We start from the raw sequence: 21282 nt of genomic DNA, 5'->3' as shown, positions 1-21282 counted from the left end.
TTTGCTTAGGCCGTCTTCGTCTCCCCGCGGAGCCGCATGGGGACGTCCTGGTGGTCGTCCCAGAGCGGCATCGTCCGCTCGACGAGCTTACGACGTGGATCGCGGCCGAGGGTGTCGTCCACGGCCTTCACCCAGTGCCAGGCGGTACCGCCGTCCGCGTTCCATCTGGGGCGGCCCAGGAAGAGCTCCATCTCCAGTGGCTCGTCGGTGGCGCTGTGGGCGAGGACCAACGTGACGACCCCGGGCGTGTCGCGCGCTTCGAGGCCCAGCGGCAGGGTGAGTTGCGGGTCGTCGACGAAGCCCTGACGTGCGACGGCCTGCTTGGTGGGGCTGTCGCGGTCCCAGCGGATGCCGCGGACGTTGCCGAACTCGTGCCGCTTGAGCAGGACGCGGTAGGGGCCGTAGCGCCAGCCAGGGGAGCCGTTGAGGTCGTCCCGGACGACCTTCTGCGGCAGGTCGTCGCGGCCGAAGACACGGTCGAGGTGGCTTCCGAGCAGCTCGAACGCACCGACGCCGTACGTCCGCTCCTTGAAACCGGCCTCCCGGCTCAGCCCGTTGAACAGGGCCACCGTCGCCTCGCGGTGGGCCTCCCGCACCCCGTGCAGGAACCCCGCCGCCAAGAGCTCGTCCCAGACAACCCGCTGCTCCTCAGCCACCCTCCGACCATAACCACCGGGACCGACATTACGAGCAGCCCTCGAACTGGGGTACCTCCTCGACCAGCTCAAGCCCGCTGGGCGGCCCGCTGGGTCCGAACCGTTTCCGGAGGAGGTCGGCGGCGGTTCCGTCCTGGAGCATCGTGGTGATCACCCGACCTTGCGCGTCCGGCGCACCGGGGGTGTGATGTGGTCGGTGCTTTCAGCGGGAAAAGCGGGAGTGCTCAGGGCAGCCGGGGCGGACGGGCTTGTGATGACGGCCTCCCGTCCCGCGCGACCGTTGTCGGCGCGGGACAGGACGATCCCAGGCGCGAGGCGCTGCATTCTCTGGGTCCCCTGCGCGTTTCTTCCGTCAGGAGAGGTGTACGTGCTAGAGCGGGTTCTCCCAGTCGCTGTCCTCCCTGGTGCAGAACTCCTCGTACCAGGCGATCAGTTCCTTCGCCTCGTCGGTGCCCTCCTTGGAGAAGGTCAGCTTGCCCATCGTCACGACGTCTCCGTCGGAACTCGCGATGAACGGGTCCGAACCCCTATAACGGCCTTTCTCCGTCCACGAGACGGCCTTACCCTCGTCGCTGAGCACGCCCCGGCTCCTGGTGTGTTTCTCGCGGCCGTTGCACCTGAACGTCTCGAAGGTGACGTCATCACCGTCGACGATGATGCGGGCCAGGTGCTCGCTCTTCCCCTCGCTGTAATAGGTGCCGCTGGGGCCGCTTCCGCATGCGGTCAGCGTGAACAGGGCGGCCGCTCCTGCGGCGAGGGCGGCGATGGTCCTCGTGGTGCTCTTCATGGTGGCTTCGCGCGTCGGCTGGCCCGGGCGCGGATCCTCTCGGTCGTGGTTCTAGGGGAGGCGCGCTGCTGCGGCTCCCGGCGCAATGATCACCATAACGTGCGGCCTTTTGCCGATCTATCAGGGGATATCGGGTACGAGACAGGTTTGCCCGCCGACCCGGCCGCCGCCGTCCCCATAGGGCACGCGTGCCCAGCTTTGCGTGATTCTCAAGCGAAGCGAGCCCGTTCGAGGTGCGGGGATTTATCCCCTTTCGTGCCATTAGTGCGCTTGTGCCCGTTGGGGGAGGGGAGATTCGGAACCGAGCGTCGGGGAAGCGCAGGGTGCGGCATCCGCTGGTGATCAGACGTCCGGCAGTCGCCCCCCGCGCCGACTCGCCGACATCGAAGCAGCCACCAGCTCTGTCAAGACGCGACGGCCGGGGCCGCCACGGCCGTCGGGTCGGACAGGATCGCGATGACGGCGTCCCGTCCCGCGCGGTTGGCGCCGACCGTCGACTGCGATGGCCCGTAGCCGATGACGAACAAGCGCGGTTCATCGATCGATCTGCCGTTCGCGACACGGATGCCGCCCTGCGGGGTGCGCAGGCGCAGGGGAGCGAGGTGCCGGAGTTCCGCTCGGAAGCCGGTCGCCCACAGGATGACGTCGGCGGGCTCGAACGAGCCGTCCGGCATGCGCACGCCGTGCTCCTCGATGCGGGTGAACATCGGATGCCGTACCAGGACGCCCCGTGCTTCGGCCCGCTCCGTCCACGGTGTGCGATGCATGCCCGTCACCCGCACGATGCTCTGCGGCGGCAGGCCCTCGCGGACGCGCTCTTCCGCGCGGGCGAGCGCGGCCACGATCGTGGGTGTGTCGAAGCGGTCTTCCCATACGGGTTCGGCGCGCGTAACCCAGAACGTGTCGGCGACGTGTGAGATCTCTTCGAGCAGCTGGGTCGCGGAGATCCCCGCACCGACGATCACGACCCGTTTGCCGGCGAACTCGTCGGCCGACACGTAGTCGTGGACGTGCAGTTGGCGTCCGCGGAACTTCTCCCTGCCGGGGTAGTACGGCCAGTGGGGGCGCGTCCAGGTGCCGGTGGCGTTGATGACGTGGCCGGCGGACCAGGTCTCGACATCCGTCTCGACAATCAGCGGGCCGTCCGTTTCCGTGCCGTCCGGCGTCGTTGGGCGGCGCACGGCCTGCACGCGGACGGGACGCTGCACATGGAGGGCGAAGCGCTGCTCATAGTCGGCGAAGTAGGCGGGGAGGACGTCACGGCTGCTGGCGTTCGGATCCGCGGGCGGCACGGGAAACCCCGGCAACTCGTAGATGCCGTTGACCGTCGCCATCTTCAGCGAAGCCCAACGATGCTGCCATGCGCCGCCCGGCCCGTCCTCCGCGTCGAGCACCACGAACGTGCGGTCGTCTCCGGACGCTCGCGTAACGGGCACGAACCCGCGGCGCTGTAGATGGTAGGCAGCCGAAAGGCCAGCCTGACCAGCACCGATAACGAGCACGTCGACGGACCGCATACTTATGACAACCGGCCGGGCGACATGGGAATTCCGCTTGCGGGATGGACGGCAGTCCTGATCCGTGTCGCTCGCGTTGAGCTGCACCGAGATTCGTCTCCTGCTGTTCTGCGCACCGTGCAAGTGGCCGCACGCGCCGGTGTCCGCGCCTCCCCGGTTCGCTTTCGCCCCGCAGCCGCTCTGCTGCCGGCCGCCGTCCGCTGCGAGACGACCGTGCCGGCCGCAGCCCCCAACGAATGGCTGCACCGGCGGACGGCCTTCGGGTCGTCGCTCACCAGTCCCGGGTGGCGATCAACTTTTCTGCATCCGCGTCCGTGAAGCCGTAGGCCGACGCGACGAACCAGAAGTTTTCAGCGATGACCTCACGCGCAACCGTCTCGATTTCGCTCCCGGCTGCCGCGAACTCCGCTTCCAGACTGTTGAACTCTTCCGTTGCGGCGTGGGTGAGCGCATACAGAGCGTCCAGATTCGGCGGCTGCTCAGCCTCGATCCGCTCGCACAGCCGCAGCAGAATCGCACTGCCCTTGTCGACGACGTGATCGGGAAAGTATGAGTCCGAGTACATCTGCTGCAGGAACACGTGCCCCGCTACTTGCTGGTTCGTGATCGGCATGGCGCTCCCTCGTCCCGTAGAAAAACGATGCGCCGATCATGCACGACACCACTGACAACGACGCCGCCATGCCCGCCAGGCCGCTCGTGACCAGCACTTTCACAGCAGCAGCTAGCAGCCGGGACGACCCGTCGGCCGACAGCTTGGACGGGTGCCGTCTCCTGCTCAGCAGGACGCGCGCAGCGAAGAGTCCAGGTTGCTCATGAGTTGCGCGACGCGATTCTTGGCGGTCGGCGCGGAAGGATAGCGGGAAAGAACCGAGATCAGGACTGGCGTGGCACGCTGCCGAGCCTGCTCGATCACCATGTCGCCGACCGCGGCGTCGCCACCTGCGTCCAGCTCGGCGATCCGCGCAGCGCTGGCGGCAGCGCGCAAAATGTGTCCGACCTGGGTGGCCCGCGCTATCGGATGCAGGTAAGCGGCGGCCGCCGCATCCCCGGCAGCCCGCGCCGCGAGACGCGCCACTTCGGTGGTCGCCTCCTTCGCGGCCCGGTGCGCGTCCAGCGAGGTGACGCGCTGCAGCTTGGTCCTTCTCGCGCCGTTGACGAACTCCCACGCTGCATCGAGCGCCGCTCGCGGACGAGGATCACCAGGAACGGCCGCCTCGTAGACCGGAAGGACCTCCTGAGCGCTCTGCGCCGCAAACCGCGCCACAACCCGCAACTCGTCCATGGTCAACTGAAAGTCCCCGGACACCGTTGCCATGCACCCATCGTCCCACCGGCCGGACGTCGATGGTGCTCAGCGACGTCCAGCCGGTCAGAGCCGAGCCGCGGCCCCGGTGCTGCTCAGCCCATGGCCTTGAGATGCCGGACGAGAGTCGCGAAGCCCTCCCGCGAGAGGACGACGTGGCCCACCTGGGGGTTCTTGCTGTCACGCACCCCAATGGCGTCCGGGAGTGCGGCAACCTCGACGCACTCGCCGCCCTGGTTGGTGCTCCTGCTGCTCTTACGCCACGCAGCCGTCATGGACCGGCATCCTTGATTTCCTGGATGAGGACGTTGAACCCTTCGCGGGTGAGCATGATGTGCCCGTGGCCGGGACGCTGACTATCGCGCACACCGACGAAGCAGCCAAGCCGGGCCACCTCTACGCATTGGGAAGTGGTCCCATCCGAGGAGTGACTACTCTTGCGCCACAGGACTGTCATTACATGGTGCTCTTGATGCGTTGCACGAGGGCAGCGAACTGCTCCGCCGTGAGGGAAAGGTGCGCGTCACCCAGCTGCTTGCTGTCACGGATACCAATGTTCCGGGTGAGTCGCGCGACCTCCACGCACTCGCCTGAAGTCCCCTGAGTCGATCGACTGCTCTTGCGCCACGTGGGGGCATTCATCTGAAGCTCTCCATCCGTTGCTCGATCAGGCATCGCGAAGATTGTACGGGTAGCGCCACCGAGCCGATGCGGTCGAACCTCAGCTTCAGACCGCGAACCTCCGCTGTCTCAAGGACCAGTCTGCCCCCGTTAGGCGCCTCGACAAAGCCCACCTCTCCTTGCTTGACTGCGATGATCTTGAAGGGGCCGTCGAGCCCCTCATGCGCGCCCGCACTCTTCGGGACGATTCGGAGGATCACATTGGGGCGTGTCGACAGTTCGAGCAGGTGGGAAAGTTGCTCTTGCATCACGCTCGCACCGCCGACCGGTATGTCGATCACGCTTTCAGAGAGCAACACCCAGAGCTCGGGTGGAGTATCGCGATCTAGAACTTTCTGGCGAGCCAGCCGCTTCTTGAGGTCGTCTTCAAGGTTTGGATTTCGTCCGGCCTGTAGAAGGGCACGGGCGTAGCCGGGAGTCTGGAAGAGAGCCGGTATGAGCTGGCCATCGTAGTTGTGGATGCGATCTGCACGTGCTTCGAAATCCGTGAAGCTCTTAAACCAGGTCGGATCGTGACCTTGGCGGGCATACCACACCATGATCGAGAAGTGGTTGCCGGTCTTCCACGCCTCATCCAGTACGGCGGCTTGCTTCTCCTCCAGCTTGGCCTCGCCATGCTCCAGTCTGGAAATTGAGGAACGAGCGCAGTTGAGCAACTTCGCTACGGCATCTCCTGTGAGCCCGCGCTGCATGCGATGGAACCGCAACGAGTAAGCGATCCACGCCCACATCGAAGATCGCGGATCTGGAGACTCGTTGATGTTCATAGCCACCCTCTCTTGCGCCGAACTTCCAGAACTTCTTGGGAACAGGAAAAGCGTAGGCCAAGAGGCGCAGTCTGAGGTCCGGAGGAAGCAAGTTGTGTCCACGGGAGAGGATCCAAAATGGCGCAGATAGTGCAGTCCGGGCAAATGGTAGTCGGTCATGCCGCTGATATGGCGCTGGGAGGCATGTGTGCCTGGCGCCTTCCCAGCGACGCAAGTTGCGCCTCGGTGGCCCGCTCCCTACTGGGCATCGCCATGACTAAAATCGGGCTGGATCGCGACATAATCGACAATGCGGTGCTGGCTGCCAGCGAGTTGGCGACCAACGCGCTGACCCACTCCGGGACCACAGTCGCACCCGAACTCTGGGTCTGGGCCAGGACGACTCCGAAGCCGCAACTGGTCATCTCGATCTTCGACGCTTGCCGCTCGTCCTGGCCGACCACGACCGGCGGCGACCTGCTGGACGACCACGGCCGAGGCATCGGAATCGTCGCGATGCTCGCCGCCGCGTGGGGAGCCCACCCGTCCCGCTCGATCTGCACGGGCGGCGCACAAGGCAAAGCCGTCTGGGCGGCCTTCCCACTACCCGGCCCATGGCCCGACCCACGCACGACCGCCCCACCCATGCTCGCGGCCCGCCACGTGGCCGCAACGCTCACCGCCCGCGGCATCTCCCACGTCACCCACCGCCACGGCCAAGGCGTCTCCCTGGTCACCATCCCCTTCGGCGGCAACAAGGAGACGAACATCTGGATAGAGCCGGGCCACCTGAGCTACACCCTGCCCAACGGCACCCGCCACCGCCGCCCCGTGATCGACCTACACGACACCACCGAAACCCTTGTCCACCACCTCGAAGAGAGCCGGCGGCCCTAGCCGGGTCTTTCTCACGCCGCTGGCTCGGCGGCTAGTCGAGCACGGTGAGACGTGCGCGGGTAGCGTGACCCGCGCGAGAGCGACACGACAGCAGGAGGACATATGCGACTGCCCAGGTGGGCGCCGTGGGTACAGGACGTGTTGACCGGCTCCCCAGCCATCACCGACGTTCAGACCTTCGCTGACGCGGGAATCACGGGCAAACCCTACGGCCACGTCATCACCCTGCGGACCGGCGCGAAGATCGCGGTGCAATGGGTCCGGACGTCCGCGTCCGGTGGCGAAGATCAGTCGCAACCCGAGGAACCGGTAACCGGCGAGCCGCCCGCGCCGGTCGAGGTTCCCGACCTGCCCGCGTCCGGCCGGGTACCGCTGACTTTGGTCGAGTCGCACTTGGCCGCGCTCATCGCGGGCGGCGGCAGCAACGAAGTCCGGGCTGTCGAACGGACGTCCCAGCGACCGGGCCGGGGCGGGAAGTGTGGGGTGAACATCCACATGCACTCGGGCGCGACTGTCTATGCCACCTTCCTGCACACCGCCCCCGCGGGCCAGGCGATCACCTCGGGGGGCGACTACGCGCAGCGAGAGGAGGTGTAAGCCATGGCCAACTGTCCGTCGTGCGGACAGTCCACGTCGGCGGGCAAGGGTGAGTCCACGCCGGCCCACCAGAAGCCCGGCAGCAGGGTGAAGCGCCCCGAGGATTCCGGACAGTGACCCCACTACAATGGGGTGTTCCGGAAAGGTAGTGATTTGGCTCGTCCGAAGAGGAACTTCTCCCCGGAATATCGGGAAGAGGCAGTGAAGCTGGTGATCGAGACTTCGCGTCCGGTCTCACAGGTGGCGAAGGAACTCGGGATCAACGCGGGCACTTTGGCGAATTGGGTGAACGCTTACCGGCGTGCGCATGCCGGCGAGGAGCCCGAGCTGACGGTGGACGAGCGCGCCCGGCTGAAAGAACAGGAACGCGAGATCCGTGAGCTTCAGATGGAGATCGCTTTTTTGAAAAAAGCGGCGGCGTACTTCGCCAAAGAGCAACGGTGACCTCGAAGTACGAGTTCATCGACGCGGAGTACGCCAGCCCTTCCGTGTGCGTCGACGGCGCGACGAGGGCAGCACGCCTCCACCACCTCGAAGAGAGCAAGCGAGACACTCGGTAGCGTCTTGCCGCGAAGGTCATCCCGCCAGAACGGTGATTTCCCTGTGACCAAGGAACCGGCACTGAGCTTCGCTCGGGCCCGAGCGGCGGCCGGCGTCCTCTTCTTCGGCGACCAAGACCGCATCATGCTCGTGGAGCCCACCTACAAGAACCACCTGGACGTCCCCGGCGGCTACGTCGAACGAGACACCCCGCCAGGCAGCCATCCGCGAGGTAGCCGAGGAACTCGGCATCCGTCCCAACATCGGCCGGCTCCTGGTCACAGACTGGGCCCCCACCGAAACCGAAGGCGACAAGATCCTCTTCCTGTTCGACGGTGGTACCCTCACCCCCGCCCAACTCAACGCCATCCACCTAGACCCCACCGAACTACGCGCCTACGCCTTCTACGACATCCCCGAGATCCACACCCACACGATCCCGCGCCTGGCCCACCGCCTCACCCAAGCTCAGATCGCCCACCACACCAACATCCCCCGGTACCTCGAACACGGCAATCCGGTTAAGTAATGCACAGGCGCAACGTCGTTTGAGACCACTAGTGATATCTCAGTAGGCTCTAAGCGGTGTTTCGGTAATGCTCAGGACACCTTCCCGTAGAACGGCAGCTACAATCTAGGTACCTTCATGGCGGCAAGGGAATAGCAAGCCTTGCGTTGCACTAGCCCGCCCTCCTTTGTCGAAGGTTATCACTTGCCTTTTGGGTTAATTCTACGCCTCCAGGTCATTGCGCAGTACGGTTCTCTCCGTAACACTTTCTATTAGCTCAATTACCAATTCGAGGCGCTTATCGAGAAAGTCTGAATAACGATCCTCCGCAAGTGCACCTTCGGTTGATTGAAATGGAATCGCGTGCGAAATCATGACCGACTCCAACTTCTCTCGCCCGTGGGCTTCCATCATCTCGGGAAGATAGACACTTGGAGCCTTGTCGCGAATTATTCGATTGGTGTCAGCATCGATAAGTGCTCGGTTAAGTATCAACTCCGAGGATTCGTCGAAAGAATTGCGAACTAGGAATGCTTTAGGAAAAATATGGTGAGAGTCTATCTTGTTTTCGCGAACCCGGGACTGGGTCATCGTTTGACCTGTATGAAAATCTTGAGCCTTTGCAGCTACCGTGAGGCATAGAAGTCCAGCGTAAAGCGCCTTGCGACGTGTCGTGGCGGAACGGATGGACGACGCCGTGACATTAAAGTCAGCGATCGCCTCCGGTGCCGGCGAGTCATCCCGCCCAAGCCATTCCTTAAGCTTCGCATGGTCAGCACCAGCTTGACTGTTCGCGCCCTGGTCGAAGTTGCCGGTGAATACGGTGCACCAGAAATACTGCTGCAGCTTTCTGCGAGGAGTTGCTCGCTCTAACGGCTTCAACGCTTGGATCTCCGGCCACGCGGCGGCCATCGGTACGAGGATCATCGAATAAGGAAGCCATTTAGGTGAGAGGACGCCGCAGTCTGCCTCTAGCAGGTCCAACGAACCGATGAATCCCTTCAGGACGGGCGTCCAATGCTCCTCAATGTCATCAGCCGTGAGACGTTTGAGGACGTCCGCGCGTTGAGCAGACTTATGGGAGCGTAGACAGATAGCTTGCAGAACGCTATAAGGATCAATCTTAAACTCTTCGAAGACCTCATAACTTTCCTGAGCCTCTTGCCACAGTTCGCGAAGGTTTACTCCCTTTGGGTAGAAGCGTGCAGTCAGCAACTCGAAAACGCCCAATTGCTTACCGGTTCGATTAAGGGTCTCGAAAATTGTGCACACAGCCTCTAGCGGAGTGCTTTCCGGCAAGCTAACTAGGGGAAATCCGTACGACCTCAGGGGAACTAGATAGCGATCTCGGACCCCTCGGTACAGTTGCTTGATGTGCTTCTCGGCTTGTCGGTCACCACCCCCCTTTTGCTCGGCATAGCTATCTAGCCAATCATCAAATTTCTCAACCTCGAAGACGCCGAAGAATGAGTCTTCCTGACTAAAAGTAACCTCCTGTCGTTTGCGGCCGTTGAGAGGTTGAATGTGAATGGCCTTTTCAAAATCGATCTCGTGAACCTCTAGAACGCGAGAATTTTCAACGAATTCATCCAGCTTAAAGAAATACTTCTCATCTCCGCTTCCTGTTAACGCCTGATACAGGCTGGTTAGCCGCTGCTGACCGTCAAGAACTAGCTCGGCTGGTGCTTGATTGGCCTGTGGAGCTTCCTCAAAGTTCCTATAAGCGAACGCAGGCTCATCACGGTTCTGTTTCCAAAAGAGCAGCGTACCTACGGGGTACCGAGAGATGACAGATCGTAGAAGCTCGACAGTACGTTGTGGTTCCCAGACGAAGTCTCGTTGGAAATTTGGAAGTGCGAGGTCACCAGAACGGATCCTCGTTATCAGATTGGAGAGTTGAGGATGCTGCGTCTCGAAGATGGGATCGGCATCGTAGGCACTTACCATGTCTCCTCCGTGGAGGCCCATACGACCTGATCACAGGGTACACCCGTTATATACCTCGTGTCCCAAAATCTCCCGGTCAGGTGTGCAACCTGGCAGCGTGAGCAGCCACATCAACCCCCTAGTACTCCAACCGGGCTGAGGAACGTAGTGCCGATGACAGTGGCCTTCTCAGACGCGGGCTTAGTGGTGTCGCCAGCGTGACCAGTGCAGATGGCACCTGGGTGCGTCACAGCAGGTCGTCAACCCGAGCCCTTGCCATCGTCACCGAACTAGACGCGCGTCGGTAGCTATGACCAAGGTGGCGTGTCGGTACCAGGTCGTATGGCTACGAGCCAGGTAGCGATCGCGGTTGCCATAATTCTTGGCGGACTGGAAGCATGTTTCATCGTTCCGGCCAGGCGTACTATTCGCGCACGTGAACCTGTCGGTTTGCTTGCACCTGACCATGTAGCCCTGCACGTCCCCGTGCCCCGCTCCTTGGCTAGCAGCGGGATACTGCTTTCGGAATGCGCGCCAGCCTCGCAGAGGTCGGTCCTGTGCCTCGCGTTGGCCGTCCCGCTACCGCAGGACGGCTTTCACGATCCCACTTATCACTCCAAACCTGGAAAAGTTCTTCTGATAATTCTCAGGAGTTGCTCTGCGCCGGCCCGGTCAAGTTGCAGTGTTTGGCTTACCTTCTTCTCCGACTCGCGGTTGTCTGACCCGTAGGTGCTGAGTTGCAGGAGGACTCCGGTCGACGTAGTAATTTTTTGGTAGCCACACTCCACTTCGGTAGGGTGCGGCCTTGCTGAGTTGTTCGTTTCAAAGAACTCCCTGATCCTTGCCATAGGCCCATCTTGCCGCATCGCAGGGTGTGGAAGCCAGGGGCGGGCGGAACTTGTGGGATCAAGTGTGTTGGCTGTCGTGCTCCGCCCCCGCAGGCGCAGGGCGGGTTGAGGACGAGGTCGTTGGGCATCTAAGACCCATTGCAGGCTTAAGACACGGGCGAATGAAGCCCAAATGAAGCTGAATAGCTTCCGCCGGATTGAGTTTCATTAGGCTGGAGTTATTGTACCTAGCCCTTTGGAAAAATGTTGCTTTGAGATGAAACAAAAGTGGGAGGTCGCGTCGGTCCAGGTCCACTCTTTGGTGGTGGGGTTGCGGTGGATGTGGCCTTGGGTGTGGAGGTTGAGTAGGTGGTTGCGGATTGTGGGGGGTGGGGTGGTCAGCCAGCGGTGGCCGGGGCAGGTTAGGGCGCCTTGGCGGTAGAGGTCGTCCATTAGGGCGTCTACCTCGTCGATCAGTTGGTCGTCTGGAGTGCTCAGGAGGACGTGGGGGAGTCTGTTCAGCACTGCGCAGATCTCTGCGGGGGCGCCGGTTCGCTCCTGTTCTGCCAGTGTCGCGGTGATGAACTCTGTTCTCACTGGTAAGTACCCCGTTTCTATTCAGGCTCTTATCATATGCGGCGCACATCAAGGCTGATCGATATGCGCGCGGGCCGCTTTGTGACGCTGTGGGGGGTTGCGGCAAACGGCGGCGGGAGCCTTTGCGGCGTCAGATGCGGCCGGTTTCGTGGGCCCACATGGCGAGCTCGACGCGGTTTCGGGCGCCGAGCTTTCGCATGAGGCTGGCGAGGTGGGCTTTGACGGTGCTTGGGGTGATATGGAGCTCGCTGGCGATCTCATTGTTGGTGCGGCCTTGGGCTACAGGAACGAGGACTTCCTCCTCGCGGGCGGTGAGCGGTTCTATCGGCTGCCTCGGTGGTGGGGTCTGTGCGTGGGCGAACGCTGCGAGCAGTCGGACAGTCACGCTGGGTGCGATCAGTGCGTCTCCGTCGGCGGCGGCGTGGATGGCCTGGGTCAGCAGGGCGGGTCCGGCGTCCTTGAGCAGGAACCCGCGGGCGCCGGCTTTGAGCGCCCCGTGGACATACTCGTCGAGGTCGAAGGTGGTGATGACCACGATCGGCAAGGGGTCGGTGACGTCGGGGCCGGCGAGGTGTCGGGTGGCTTCGATGCCGTCCATCAGCGGCATCCGGATGTCGAACAGGCCGACGTCGGGGCGCAGCTGGAGCGCCAGGCGGACTGCCTCGCGCCCGTCGGCGGCCGCGCCGACCACTTCGATGCCGGGTTGGGCGTCGAGCAGCATGGTCAGCCCGGTGCGCACGATGGGCTGGTCGTCGGCGATGAGGACCTTGATGCTCATCGTGGCGTCCCGGTTCGAGGCAGCACCGCCTCTACCCGCCAGCCCCGCTCGGCGGTGGGGCCCGCGTGGAAGGTGCCGCCGAGCAGTGAGGCGCGTTCCCGCATGCCCACCAGGCCGTAGCCTGCTGGGGCGCGGCCGCCGGCGGCGGAGCCGTCGTCGTCGATGGTCAGCCGTACCTTGTCGGCGTCGCCTGTGACGGCGACGGTGACCTGGGTGGCGTGACGGGCGTGCCGTCGAGCGTTGGTGATGGACTCCTGGGCCAGGCGGTAGATCGCGGTCCCGACCGCCGGGCTGAGGTCGTCGAACTCGCCGACCAGCGTCACCTTGACGCAGGGACGTGTCCGGCCATCGGTGGCGAGTTGCTCGACCTCGGCCATGCCGGGCTGCGGCGCGAACTCGGTGTCCTGTGGGGCGCGGAGCACGCCGACGATGGCGCGCAGCTCGGTGAGGGTGCGGGTCGCTGCGTCCTCGATGATGGCCAGGGCCTCGATGGCCCGCTCGGGGTGGGAGGGGGCGATGGCACGTCCTGCTTGGGCCTGGATGGCGATGCCCGAGACGTGGTGGGCGACGGTGTCGTGGAGTTCACGAGCGAGCAGTTCGCGTTCGCGGGCCTTGGCTTGGTCGATGTCGCGGATGCGGATCTTCGTGCGATAGCGGATCGCGGCGCCGAGCGCGGCGGCGAACAGGAAGAACGCGTATCCCGCGACCACCTCCGCCAGGGTGGCGGGGTCGGCGCCGAGGGTGGTGATGACAGCCGGCCAGAGCAGGATGACGCCGAGGCCGCTTGCGGCTTCCCGGCCGGAGCCCCACCGGAACAAGGCGTAGACCAGGATCAGCACCGCAATGCTGCTGTTCAGCAGGGCGCCTTGCGACCCGGTGAGGATTCTGACGATGTCGACGATCGTCAACGTGCCGAAGGAGACCGCAACCGCGACGAGCGGGTGCGGGCGTCGCCACAGCAGGGGGCCGAGGACCGCGAGCACTGCGAGTAGCAGCAGCGGGGGTGGTGCCAGGTTCTGGCGAAGCACCGCTTCCGCCACCGACCAGCAGACCAGTACTGCGACCAAGGCCCAGTCCCGCGGCCCCAGGTCCGGGGCATTCGTGGGACGAGGTTCGGCCCACAGCGAGCGGAGTGCGTTGGTGGCCATCTGATCAGCCTAGGCAGCCCGCGTGTTCGGTGTATCCGCCGAAAGTACAAGAGCCCGGCTGTGCCAACGGCCAGGTCGAACCAGGCTCCGCGGCTGATGTGCCCGCCGCCGGCATCCGTGAAGGTGAAAGCACCCACCCGATCAAGTCAGGGAGCATTGTGATGAGAACGCCTCAATCCCACACCGCACCAAAGAATCCGCCGTCCCAGAGCACGCTGGAAAACCTGCGCATGCCTGTGCAGGCCAAGCTCGCAGCAGCATGGACCAGCTTCATGTTCCTCTACATCTACGTCGACTACCTCGCCCTGTACAAGCCCGGCTTCCTCGACGATCTCCTGGCCGGCACCGTCCACGAGTTCGACACCGGCCCGACCTTCGTCGCCATCGCGCTCACGCTCATGGCCATCCCGATCCTCATGATCCTGCTCTCCGTGACACTGCCCGCCCGTGTCAACCGCACCATCAACCTCGTCGTCGCAACGCTCTACATCCCCGTCTCGATGTTCAACGCGGCAGGGGAGACTTGGACCTACTCCTACTTCTACGGCCTCTCCATCGGACTCGAGGTGCTGCTCCTGGCCTTCATCCTGCGCTCCGCCTGGAACTGGCCACGCCGCACCGCATGACCGGCGACCCGGGCAGCCAGTCTCGACGGCGAGCCACCCCGCAGGCCGCAGCAGGCGTGACTGCCCGCCCCGCGTCCGACCATCCTTCGCTCGCGCCACCCGCGGGCACGGTCCATTCAGCGGTGACCTGATGGTCATGCCGTCCCACGGCTGACCGGGGTGAGCCCCCCCACCGGGGGCGTTCGAATTGGCCTTCGCCCCGATCGAATTAGGACTACGAATTCGTCGTAGAAGAAGAGGCGGCGGCAGCCGAGCATTCGATGGTTGACGGGTGATCGACGCTGCTGGCGGGGTCGGATTGTGAGCGCGTCAGGTAGCGGCGTTCTCCATTAGTTCCAGGAGGCCGGCTTCGCGGTTTTGGGCGGTGGCGCCGTAGTCGTGGCTGTAGGCGAATTCGGCGTTGGTGAACTGGTTGAGCCACATTGCGCAGTAGTTGCCCGGCATGAAGCAGGGCTCCAGTTCGGTGTAGACGCGGGTGATCTGCTCGGGGCGGACGCCTTGGGACGAGAGGCGCTCCCAGAGGAGATGTTCGGGGTGCTCGACGCCCACCTGAGTCTCTTCGGTCTCGATGTGTTTGCGGCCGTCCGGTTCCTCGATCTCGAAGGCGACGGAGGCGGGGAAGCTCAGGGCGTGCCGGATGAGTTCCAGGACGCGTGACCACCAGGACTCGTCGTCGTCCAAAGCGGGGGCGTCAATGTCCAGGAGGCGGGCGCGGAGGTCACGGAACACGTCCACCGGGTCCTGCCGACCGGGGTCACGGAGCACGGGAAGGGCCTCGTCCAGGGCCAGGAGGGACTCAAGGAAAGACGGGACGTCGGCGTTCACATGCAGGGGCGCGATGTCGGCCACGACGAAGACGGCCTGGACGGTGCCGGACGGGTCGACGCAGATCTCGGCGCCCTGGTCGGTTCCGAGGCGGCACCAGGCCGCGGCGTCCGGCGGGAGGTGCGATGCGTTGATCGAGGCCGCGAAGTCGCCCAGGTGGAGCGGCTCGTCGTCGGTGGCGGAGAAGTAGGGGGCCACCTGTGCCGGGAGGCCGGCCCGCAGGGCGGTGCGGGCCGTGTCGGGCATGGGCGACCCGGTTGTGCCCAGGTGCCGCAGAGTGCCGAAGTGCCCCGTCAGGCGGGTCCCGAGGTCTTCCGTCATTGCTCCAGTCTCTCAGCCGTCCGGGCGTGTGCGGTTAGGCTCCTGTGGGACGTGCCGGACAGGGAAGGTGGGCCGTGGAGGCGGGCGAGTTCGAGCGCATGTTGACCGAGGCGCGCAAGGCACTGGAGTCGATGCGCCGGGGTGGCGAAGCGGCGGAAGGCGCTGAGGCGGAGCCTGTCGAGGGGGTCGGGGAGGCGGCCGAGGGCAGGATCAAGGTGACCGCGGCGGCCGGCGGGCGGCTCAAGGACGTGGAGATCAACCCGCGGGCCATGCGGATGTCTCCGGAGGAACTCGGCGGGCACCTGGTGGCGGCCGCGAACGCGGCGCTCCATGATCTGCGCGGCAAGGCCGCGGAGGCGGCGGGGGACGCGGTGGACATCGCGGCGCTGGGCAGGCAGGTCGACGAGCTCCAGACCGAGGGGCTGCGTCAGATGGCCGTGTTCAACCAGGCCGTCAACGATGCCCTGGTGAAGATCAAGGGTGGTCCGGCTCGGTAGGACGGTGCAGGCGCAGCGTGGCCGTGCCGTGGGGGCCGGCGATGGCCAGCAGGCCCTCGGGGGTGAGGGCCAAGGCGTTGACGGTGAGGCCCAGGTTCATGATCCGTTCGTCGCCGGTCAGCAGGTTCCAGATGCGCAGGTGGCCGTCGGTCCAGGCGACGACCGCGACCGGGCCGGACGGGAGCGCTGCGAAGGTCGCGGCGGTGACGCCCGTGTTGCGGCGGATGAGCGGCTCGTCCACCGGGGGTTCGCCGATCGTCCACAGCCGTACGGTGCCGTCGGCGCCGCCGCTGATCAGGCTGAGTCGGCCGCTGCGGCCGTGGACCCCGGTCACCGCCGTCACCGGTCCGTCGTGCAGTTGCTGGACGAGGGCCTGCTGAGGGGCGGTGGCCTCCCACACGTGCACCTGCCCGGACGTGTCGCCGGCGACGAGGTGGCCCGGGTCGGCGGTGCCCACGGCGGTCAGTCCCCGCCACGTCTTGAGGGTGTCGCGGACGGTGCTCGCCCGGACTTGCCCGGAGCCGTTGTCGACCGTCTGGTTGAGCAGGCCGCTGATGCGGTCGGCGCGGCTCTCGGACTTGGCGGCGGCGCTCGCCCGGACGGTGCGGTGCGCGTCCAGGTGCAGGACGCCGCCGTCCGCGAACCACAGCAGCCCCCAGATCTCGGGTGTGCCGCCGGTGATGCGCCCGATCGGGGTTCCGGTCGCCGCGTCGAGCGTGTGCAGGGTGCCGTCGGCGGCGGCGACGAGGAGCGCGGCGTCGCGGTGGGCGAGTGCGGAGACGGGGCCCGTCCAGCCTTCGCCGCGGACGTTGCACCAGCCGGGCTCCCAAGCGGTGGAGGCGTGCGCGGCGAACCGGTCGGCGAGCGGGGCGTCGTTGCGGAGCAGGGCCGACAGTCTCAGCAGGGCGGCGCGCTCGGCGGGATCGGAGGTTGACAGGAGGCCGGGGCCGACCGTTCGCCACACGGGCCAGATAGCGGCGTCGTCCAGCGATTCGAGTACCGCCGTAACGGTTCGCGGGTCGGTGTGGACGAGGTGACCCGCGTCCGCCACCAGGCGTTCCGCCACGCCCGTGACGGCCGCGTGGCGCAGTAGGTGCGTGGTGATGTAGGGGGTGGTCTCGGCCCATCGCGGGGTGCCGGAGGCGTCCTTCGGGACCTGCTCGTAGAGGGCACGGCCGATCGTGTGCTCGATCTGCGCGTGGAGTTCCGCTGTCCGCTTGCGCGGGATCGCCTCCCGGAGCGGACGCAAGCCGATCTGGAAGGAGTCGTCGACGCGGGTGACGAGCGGTGCGGCGAGGCCGACGGATGCGCGGGCCCGTTCCGCGTCACCGGTCAGTGCCGCCGTGAGCCGTGTCCACTGCGCGCCGTCGATGAGCCCGTACGCGGACGCGAGCACCTGGAGCGCGGGTACGGCGTCGGGCGGGACGCGGTCCAGCCACCGTTCGGGGACGTCCTCCGACGCGCCCGCGGACAGGGCCAGTTCGGCCATGCCCACGTTCGGGAACAGGGCCTCGGCGTGGGAAGTGCCTCGCAGCCACGCCGAGAACGCGGTCCGGTCGGTCAACTCCGGATCGTCCAGGTGGACGACCTCCGCCGGGATCGTGAACGCGGAGAGGAACTCGGCGCGTCCCTCGACGAGCAGCCGGATGTGCTGGAACTCCAGCAGCGGGTCCAGCAGCCCGGTGATGATCGCGGGGGCGGCGGAGCCGTCGCAGGACGGGCCCGACTCGTCCAGTTCGGCGAGCACGACGGTGGCGGGGCGGCGGTCCGCGGCGATGCCGGCGACGACGGCCTCGGGGGAGCCGCCCGCGACCGACAACTGCTCCGCGAGCGCCCACGCCAGCGTGTGCGGGGTCATGCCCCGCGCGCTGATCATGGCGTGCACGGCGCGGACGGGGCCCGCGTCGGCGAGCGCCGCCCAGGCCGCCAGGTGGCTCTTGCCGGTGCCCGGGGCGCCCGTCACGGCGCAGAGCCGGGGACGCAGGACGTCGGTGAGCCACGCCCGGACGGCCGCGGCGGCGGGTTCCCGGCCCGCGCCGATGGAGGGCGCCTGGTTCGCCTCGACCGGTGTCGACAATGTGATCCGCTCCGTCAGGTTTCCTGTGCGGCCTGCTGCATGAGTTCGAGGATGCCGCGTTCGCGCTCGTCCGCTGTGGCGCCGTAGTCGTGGCTGTACGTGAACTCCGCGCTGCGGAAGCGGCTGAGCTGCATCCGGCAGTAGTTCCCGGGAAGGAAGCACGGCTCCAGTTCGGTGTAGACGCGCGTGACCTGCCCTGGTGCGATTCCCCTGGCGTCTAGGCGGTCCCAGAGGAGGCGCTCGGGATGTGGCAGGCCGACGCGGGCCTCTTCGGTCTCGACGTGCCTGCCGCCCGCGTCCTCGTACTCGATGGCGGCGGCGAACGGGAAACTGAGGGCGTGCCGGATCTGCTCCAGGACGCGCGGCCACCACGCCTCGTCGTCCTGCAGCGCGGGTTCGTCGATGCGCAGAAGCGTCCCGCGCAGCTCGCGGAAGATCTCGGCGGCGTTCCGGTCGCCGGGGGCCGCGAGCGCCGGCAGGTACCGGTCGAGTGCCAGGAGGGACGCGACGAAGGCTGGGACGTCGGCGTTGACCGTCATCGGCGGGACGGTCGCGGTGACGAACACCGCCTGGACGTCCCCGGCGTCGCTCACGCAGATCTCGGCACCGTGGTCGGTGCCGATGCGGCACCAGCCGGACGCGGCCGGTTCGGCGTCGGGGAAGCCGACGGTCGCCGCGTACTCGCCCAGGGCGAGCGGCTCCCCCGTCGAGGCGGTGAAGTACGGGCCGACCTGGAGCGGCAGCCCCGGATCCGCCAGCGCGCCGGCCGCCTCGCGCGGCAGCTCGCCCGGCAGCTCCGCGGCCGGGATGCTCCGCAGACCTTGCGGGCCGAAACGCGCGATGATCTCAGCGGTCATCGGGGAGTCCCCTCGGCGCCGGTGATGCGGGCCAGGGCGGTCGCGGCCGTGGCCTGGTAGGCGCGGTCGGTGGCGATGACATCGGTGCTCCGGCCGCCCGCCAGGACGCGGGGGCTCGTCGCGATCTCCCGTATGCCGGGGACGGCCGGTGCGGCGTCCGCGCCGATCTCGCCCAGGCACCGCACGGCGAGCATCCCGGTCGGGGTCGCGGCCACGGCGTCCACCAGGAGCGGCAGCGTCCGCGCGGTGTCGCCCGTCACGCGCTGGATCACGACCGCGGCTTCGGGCGTGGTGGCGTCCAGCAGCGGGAGCGCGGGTTCGGCCGCGGCGCCCAGGGCGAAGAGGCGTTCGGCGTCCTCGTCGTCCAGTCCGGAGCGGAGGGTCCCGCTGAGGAACCGCAAGGGCTCCTCGCCGTCGCCGGTGATCTGCCAGATCGCCCATGCGGCGTTCTGGCTGACCTGCGGGCCGTGCTTGCGGCCGAGGTGGCGGCGCAGCACGGGAACGGCGTCCGCGGCGGCCGGGCCCAGCGCGGCCAGGGCCTGCGCCACGGCGGGGACGGCCTTGCGGCGTTCCAGGAGAGAGATCATGTCCGGCAGCAGCGGCAGCGCCCGGTCGCCCCACGCGGCCAGCCCCGCCATGACGCGCGCCAGGTGGTTGCCCGCGAAACCCGTGCCCTTCTTCGGGTCGGCGAGGAACTCCTGGACCGGGCCGAGCAGCGCGCCGGCGTGCTCCTTCATGCCGCTCAGCCCTGCGGCCGGGTCGAACGACAGGCGCGGGTCGGCCAGATCCGCCGCCAGCGCCGGGACGCATCGCGCGTCGCCGGCCCGGGCCAGCGCCTCCAGCGCGCTGCCCGCGGCCAGGTCGTCGTGGTGGTCGAGGAGCGGGAGCAGGCGGTCGGCGACCAGGGCGATGTCCGGGCCGCCCTGCTTGATCTCCCAGGCGGTCTCCCGGACGACCTCTCCCTCGTCGTCGGTGAGGAGCTCCGCGAGCGGCGGGAGCAGCTCGGCGGGACCCGCCCGCCACGTGCGCATGACCTCGCCCGCGCGGTGGACGGCGTCCAGCCGCTTCTCCGCGTCGGAGACGGTGAGCGCGTCCCGCGCCAGCCGGAGTTGCGGGGCCGGGTGCTCGCTCAGCGCGGCCGTCAGGAAACCGGTGCGGCCACCGTCACGCACCCACAGCTGACCGTCCAGCGCCGACTCGTCCGCCTGGATCTCCGCTGTGACGGCGTCCAGCAGGTCGTCGTTAAGGTCGTCCACGCGGCACCACACCAGCGCCACCGCTGCGGCCGCGCGCACCTCGCGTCGCGGGTCGGCGGCCCGGTCCCGCAACCAGCCGAGCGGCCGGTCGTCCCGGTCGGCGCAGATGTCGCCGACCGCGAGGACCATGCTCGCGGCGGCACCCGCGTCCTCCTCCGCCTCCGCCTTCTCCCGGAGGGGACGGACGAGGTCGGGGTCATGGTCGGGGAAGTCGGCGAGGACGACCGGGGCCGCGGCCCGGACCGCCGGGTCGCCGTCGTCCAGCAGGCTCAGCAGCGTCGGGACGCCCGCCGCCACGGCGGCGCGCGCCTCGCGCGCCCACTCCAGGATCGTCGCGAGATCGGGCTCGTCGTACTCGTCCTCGTCGTGCTCCTCCAGGTCCCAGAGCGCCCCGGCGATGTCCGACAGCAGCCCGAGGATGCCGGGACGGTGATGGGTGCCGTGGCTGGAGACGAGGTCGAGCAGGACGGTGACGGCGGGCGCCGTCGCCGGATAGACCCAGCCCTGGTGGTAGATGGTGCCGGACAGGTCGTACAAGGCCCGTTCGACCACCGCGGGGTCGGCCGAACCGACCTGCTCCAGCGTGTCCGGCAGGGTGGTGGCGGCGCCGTAGGCGTGGGTGAGGCCGGCCCAGTCGGCCGCGTCCCGGAACCGGCCGCTCATCCCCGCCTCCCGGTGGGCTCAGAGCGATTCGGCATATCGCTTGACCGCCGAGTTCGCGCTGGACTTGGAACCAGGTACGTCATTGTCGTAAGGGTAGCTGTAGGTCACGTCGATCTTGTTGTGGAAGTATCTGGGTATCCATTCCTCACACCATGCGCCGGGCACGTCGCACGGCTGGCGTTCGGTATAGACCTCTTTGAGCTTGCCGCCCCGTTCGAGGATCTCCATGCCGGCGCGCTTCTCCGAGTGCCGCCCGTCGCTGCGCGCGACCATGATGCGCTCTTCGCCGTTTTTGTCGATGTAGCGGAACGCGGCGAAGTTGCGGCCCGACTTGTCCCCGGAATGACGGCGGGCGTCGTCGACCGCGCGGGCCAGGTCGTTGCTGTCCCGGTCGACCTTGCGGGTTCTGACATTGGGACCGGTCTGGCCCTTCTCGCCGTCCTTCCGGTCCTTCATGTTGTACTGCTTGGAGAGCGGGCCCTCCCGGGGCTTGTTCGGGTGGAGCAGCTCGTACTCGCGGGTGCGGCCGCTGCGGCTGCGGAACGTCCGGGTCTCCGAGAGCACCTTCGAGATGACCTTCGCGCCCCCCGCGCCGCCCCTGCCGCCCCCGGACCGGTTCCCGCCGCGGTTCCTAGCCATTGAGCAGCGC

General features: G+C 66.7%; 23 protein-coding genes. 6 read left to right on the top strand and 17 right to left on the bottom strand.

Annotated features, from left to right (window positions below; translation table 11 throughout):
- Positions 1-5 precede the first annotated feature (5 nt).
- From E1200_RS12385 to E1200_RS12345, 9 genes are all read right to left on the bottom strand, one after another.
- Positions 6-656 (bottom strand): hypothetical protein, encoded by a 651-nt coding sequence (locus tag E1200_RS12385; protein WP_243708506.1) that lies wholly within the window; start codon positions 654-656, stop codon positions 6-8.
- A gap of 370 nt (positions 657-1026) precedes the next feature.
- Entirely contained in the window at positions 1027-1443 is a 417-nt protein-coding gene (locus E1200_RS12380) for a hypothetical protein (protein WP_131952002.1), read from the bottom strand.
- Positions 1444-1847: 404 nt separating this feature from the next.
- A complete protein-coding gene (locus tag E1200_RS12375; RefSeq protein ID WP_243708505.1) occupies positions 1848-3047 on the bottom strand; it encodes an NAD(P)-binding domain-containing protein in 1200 nt (399 codons plus the stop codon).
- Between the two features lie 184 nt (positions 3048-3231).
- Positions 3232-3573 carry a DUF5713 family protein gene (locus E1200_RS12370; RefSeq protein WP_131952001.1) on the bottom strand — a complete coding sequence of 114 codons (342 nt, stop codon included), beginning with the start codon at positions 3571-3573 and terminating at the stop codon, positions 3232-3234.
- 165 nt (positions 3574-3738) lie between these two features.
- The gene (locus tag E1200_RS12365) at positions 3739-4278 is read right to left on the bottom strand and encodes a putative immunity protein (RefSeq protein ID WP_131952000.1); all 540 of its coding nucleotides are present in this window, start codon (positions 4276-4278) and stop codon (positions 3739-3741) included.
- An 83-nt stretch (positions 4279-4361) separates the two neighbouring features.
- Complete coding sequence (locus E1200_RS12360) at positions 4362-4541, bottom strand: DUF397 domain-containing protein (RefSeq protein ID WP_131951999.1); 180 nt, start codon at positions 4539-4541, stop codon at positions 4362-4364.
- Complete coding sequence (locus E1200_RS12355) at positions 4538-4723, bottom strand: DUF397 domain-containing protein (protein ID WP_131951998.1); 186 nt, start codon at positions 4721-4723, stop codon at positions 4538-4540. The genes E1200_RS12360 and E1200_RS12355 overlap by 4 nt, the downstream gene beginning before the upstream one ends.
- A complete protein-coding gene (locus E1200_RS12350; RefSeq protein WP_131952008.1) occupies positions 4723-4908 on the bottom strand; it encodes a DUF397 domain-containing protein in 186 nt (61 codons plus the stop codon). The genes E1200_RS12355 and E1200_RS12350 overlap by 1 nt, the downstream gene beginning before the upstream one ends.
- Positions 4905-5714, bottom strand: coding sequence for a helix-turn-helix transcriptional regulator (locus E1200_RS12345; protein WP_131951997.1), 810 nt, complete (start codon positions 5712-5714; stop codon positions 4905-4907). The genes E1200_RS12350 and E1200_RS12345 overlap by 4 nt, the downstream gene beginning before the upstream one ends.
- 117 nt (positions 5715-5831) lie before the next feature.
- Between E1200_RS12345 and E1200_RS12340 the strand changes: the two genes are divergently transcribed.
- From E1200_RS12340 to E1200_RS12325, 4 genes are all read left to right on the top strand, one after another.
- A complete protein-coding gene (locus E1200_RS12340) occupies positions 5832-6590 on the top strand; it encodes an ATP-binding protein (protein ID WP_131951996.1) in 759 nt (252 codons plus the stop codon).
- A gap of 102 nt (positions 6591-6692) precedes the next feature.
- Positions 6693-7187, top strand: coding sequence for a hypothetical protein (locus tag E1200_RS12335; protein ID WP_131951995.1), 495 nt, complete (start codon positions 6693-6695; stop codon positions 7185-7187).
- A 132-nt stretch (positions 7188-7319) separates the two neighbouring features.
- Positions 7320-7631: a transposase gene (locus tag E1200_RS12330; RefSeq protein ID WP_131951994.1), complete on the top strand. Its 312-nt coding sequence runs from the start codon at positions 7320-7322 to the stop codon at positions 7629-7631.
- Between the two features lie 319 nt (positions 7632-7950).
- Positions 7951-8256: an NUDIX hydrolase gene (locus tag E1200_RS12325; protein WP_347813214.1), complete on the top strand. Its 306-nt coding sequence runs from the start codon at positions 7951-7953 to the stop codon at positions 8254-8256.
- 201 nt (positions 8257-8457) lie between these two features.
- Here E1200_RS12325 and E1200_RS12320 read toward each other — a convergent pair whose 3' ends face one another.
- From E1200_RS12320 to E1200_RS12305, 3 genes are all read right to left on the bottom strand, one after another.
- Positions 8458-10182: a DUF262 domain-containing protein gene (locus tag E1200_RS12320; protein WP_131951993.1), complete on the bottom strand. Its 1725-nt coding sequence runs from the start codon at positions 10180-10182 to the stop codon at positions 8458-8460.
- 1533 nt (positions 10183-11715) lie between these two features.
- Positions 11716-12363 carry a response regulator transcription factor gene (locus E1200_RS12310; protein WP_131951991.1) on the bottom strand — a complete coding sequence of 216 codons (648 nt, stop codon included), beginning with the start codon at positions 12361-12363 and terminating at the stop codon, positions 11716-11718.
- Complete coding sequence (locus E1200_RS12305) at positions 12360-13511, bottom strand: histidine kinase (RefSeq protein WP_131951990.1); 1152 nt, start codon at positions 13509-13511, stop codon at positions 12360-12362. The genes E1200_RS12310 and E1200_RS12305 overlap by 4 nt, the downstream gene beginning before the upstream one ends.
- A 230-nt stretch (positions 13512-13741) precedes the next feature.
- Here E1200_RS12305 and E1200_RS12300 point away from each other — a divergent pair, with 230 nt between their 5' ends.
- Positions 13742-14137, top strand: a complete 396-nt coding sequence (locus tag E1200_RS12300) for a DUF6326 family protein (RefSeq protein ID WP_207933311.1) — start codon at positions 13742-13744, stop codon at positions 14135-14137.
- A 309-nt stretch (positions 14138-14446) separates the two neighbouring features.
- Here E1200_RS12300 and E1200_RS12295 read toward each other — a convergent pair whose 3' ends face one another.
- Entirely contained in the window at positions 14447-15283 is an 837-nt protein-coding gene (locus E1200_RS12295) for an SUKH-4 family immunity protein (protein ID WP_131951988.1), read from the bottom strand.
- 74 nt (positions 15284-15357) lie between these two features.
- On the opposite strand from E1200_RS12295, the gene E1200_RS12290 reads away from it, so the two are divergent.
- Positions 15358-15780 (top strand): YbaB/EbfC family nucleoid-associated protein, encoded by a 423-nt coding sequence (locus E1200_RS12290; RefSeq protein WP_243708504.1) that lies wholly within the window; start codon positions 15358-15360, stop codon positions 15778-15780.
- On the opposite strand, the gene E1200_RS12285 is transcribed toward E1200_RS12290, so the two are convergent.
- From E1200_RS12285 to E1200_RS12275, 4 genes are all read right to left on the bottom strand, one after another.
- Positions 15758-17857: a hypothetical protein gene (locus E1200_RS12285; protein ID WP_131951987.1), complete on the bottom strand. Its 2100-nt coding sequence runs from the start codon at positions 17855-17857 to the stop codon at positions 15758-15760. The two genes, E1200_RS12290 and E1200_RS12285, sit on opposite strands and share 23 nt — an antisense overlap.
- 14 nt (positions 17858-17871) lie before the next feature.
- Complete coding sequence (locus E1200_RS12280) at positions 17872-18714, bottom strand: SUKH-4 family immunity protein (protein WP_165950295.1); 843 nt, start codon at positions 18712-18714, stop codon at positions 17872-17874.
- The gene (locus E1200_RS33665) at positions 18711-20633 is read right to left on the bottom strand and encodes a hypothetical protein (protein ID WP_165950294.1); all 1923 of its coding nucleotides are present in this window, start codon (positions 20631-20633) and stop codon (positions 18711-18713) included. The genes E1200_RS12280 and E1200_RS33665 overlap by 4 nt, the downstream gene beginning before the upstream one ends.
- 18 nt (positions 20634-20651) lie before the next feature.
- The coding region (locus E1200_RS12275) for a nucleic acid/nucleotide deaminase domain-containing protein (protein WP_207933310.1) at positions 20652-21282 on the bottom strand (631 nt) is incomplete at its 5' end.

Source organism: Actinomadura sp. GC306 (assembly GCF_004348665.1).
Taxonomy (GTDB): domain Bacteria; phylum Actinomycetota; class Actinomycetes; order Streptosporangiales; family Streptosporangiaceae; genus Spirillospora.
This window is presented reverse-complemented; position numbering and strand designations above follow the sequence as displayed.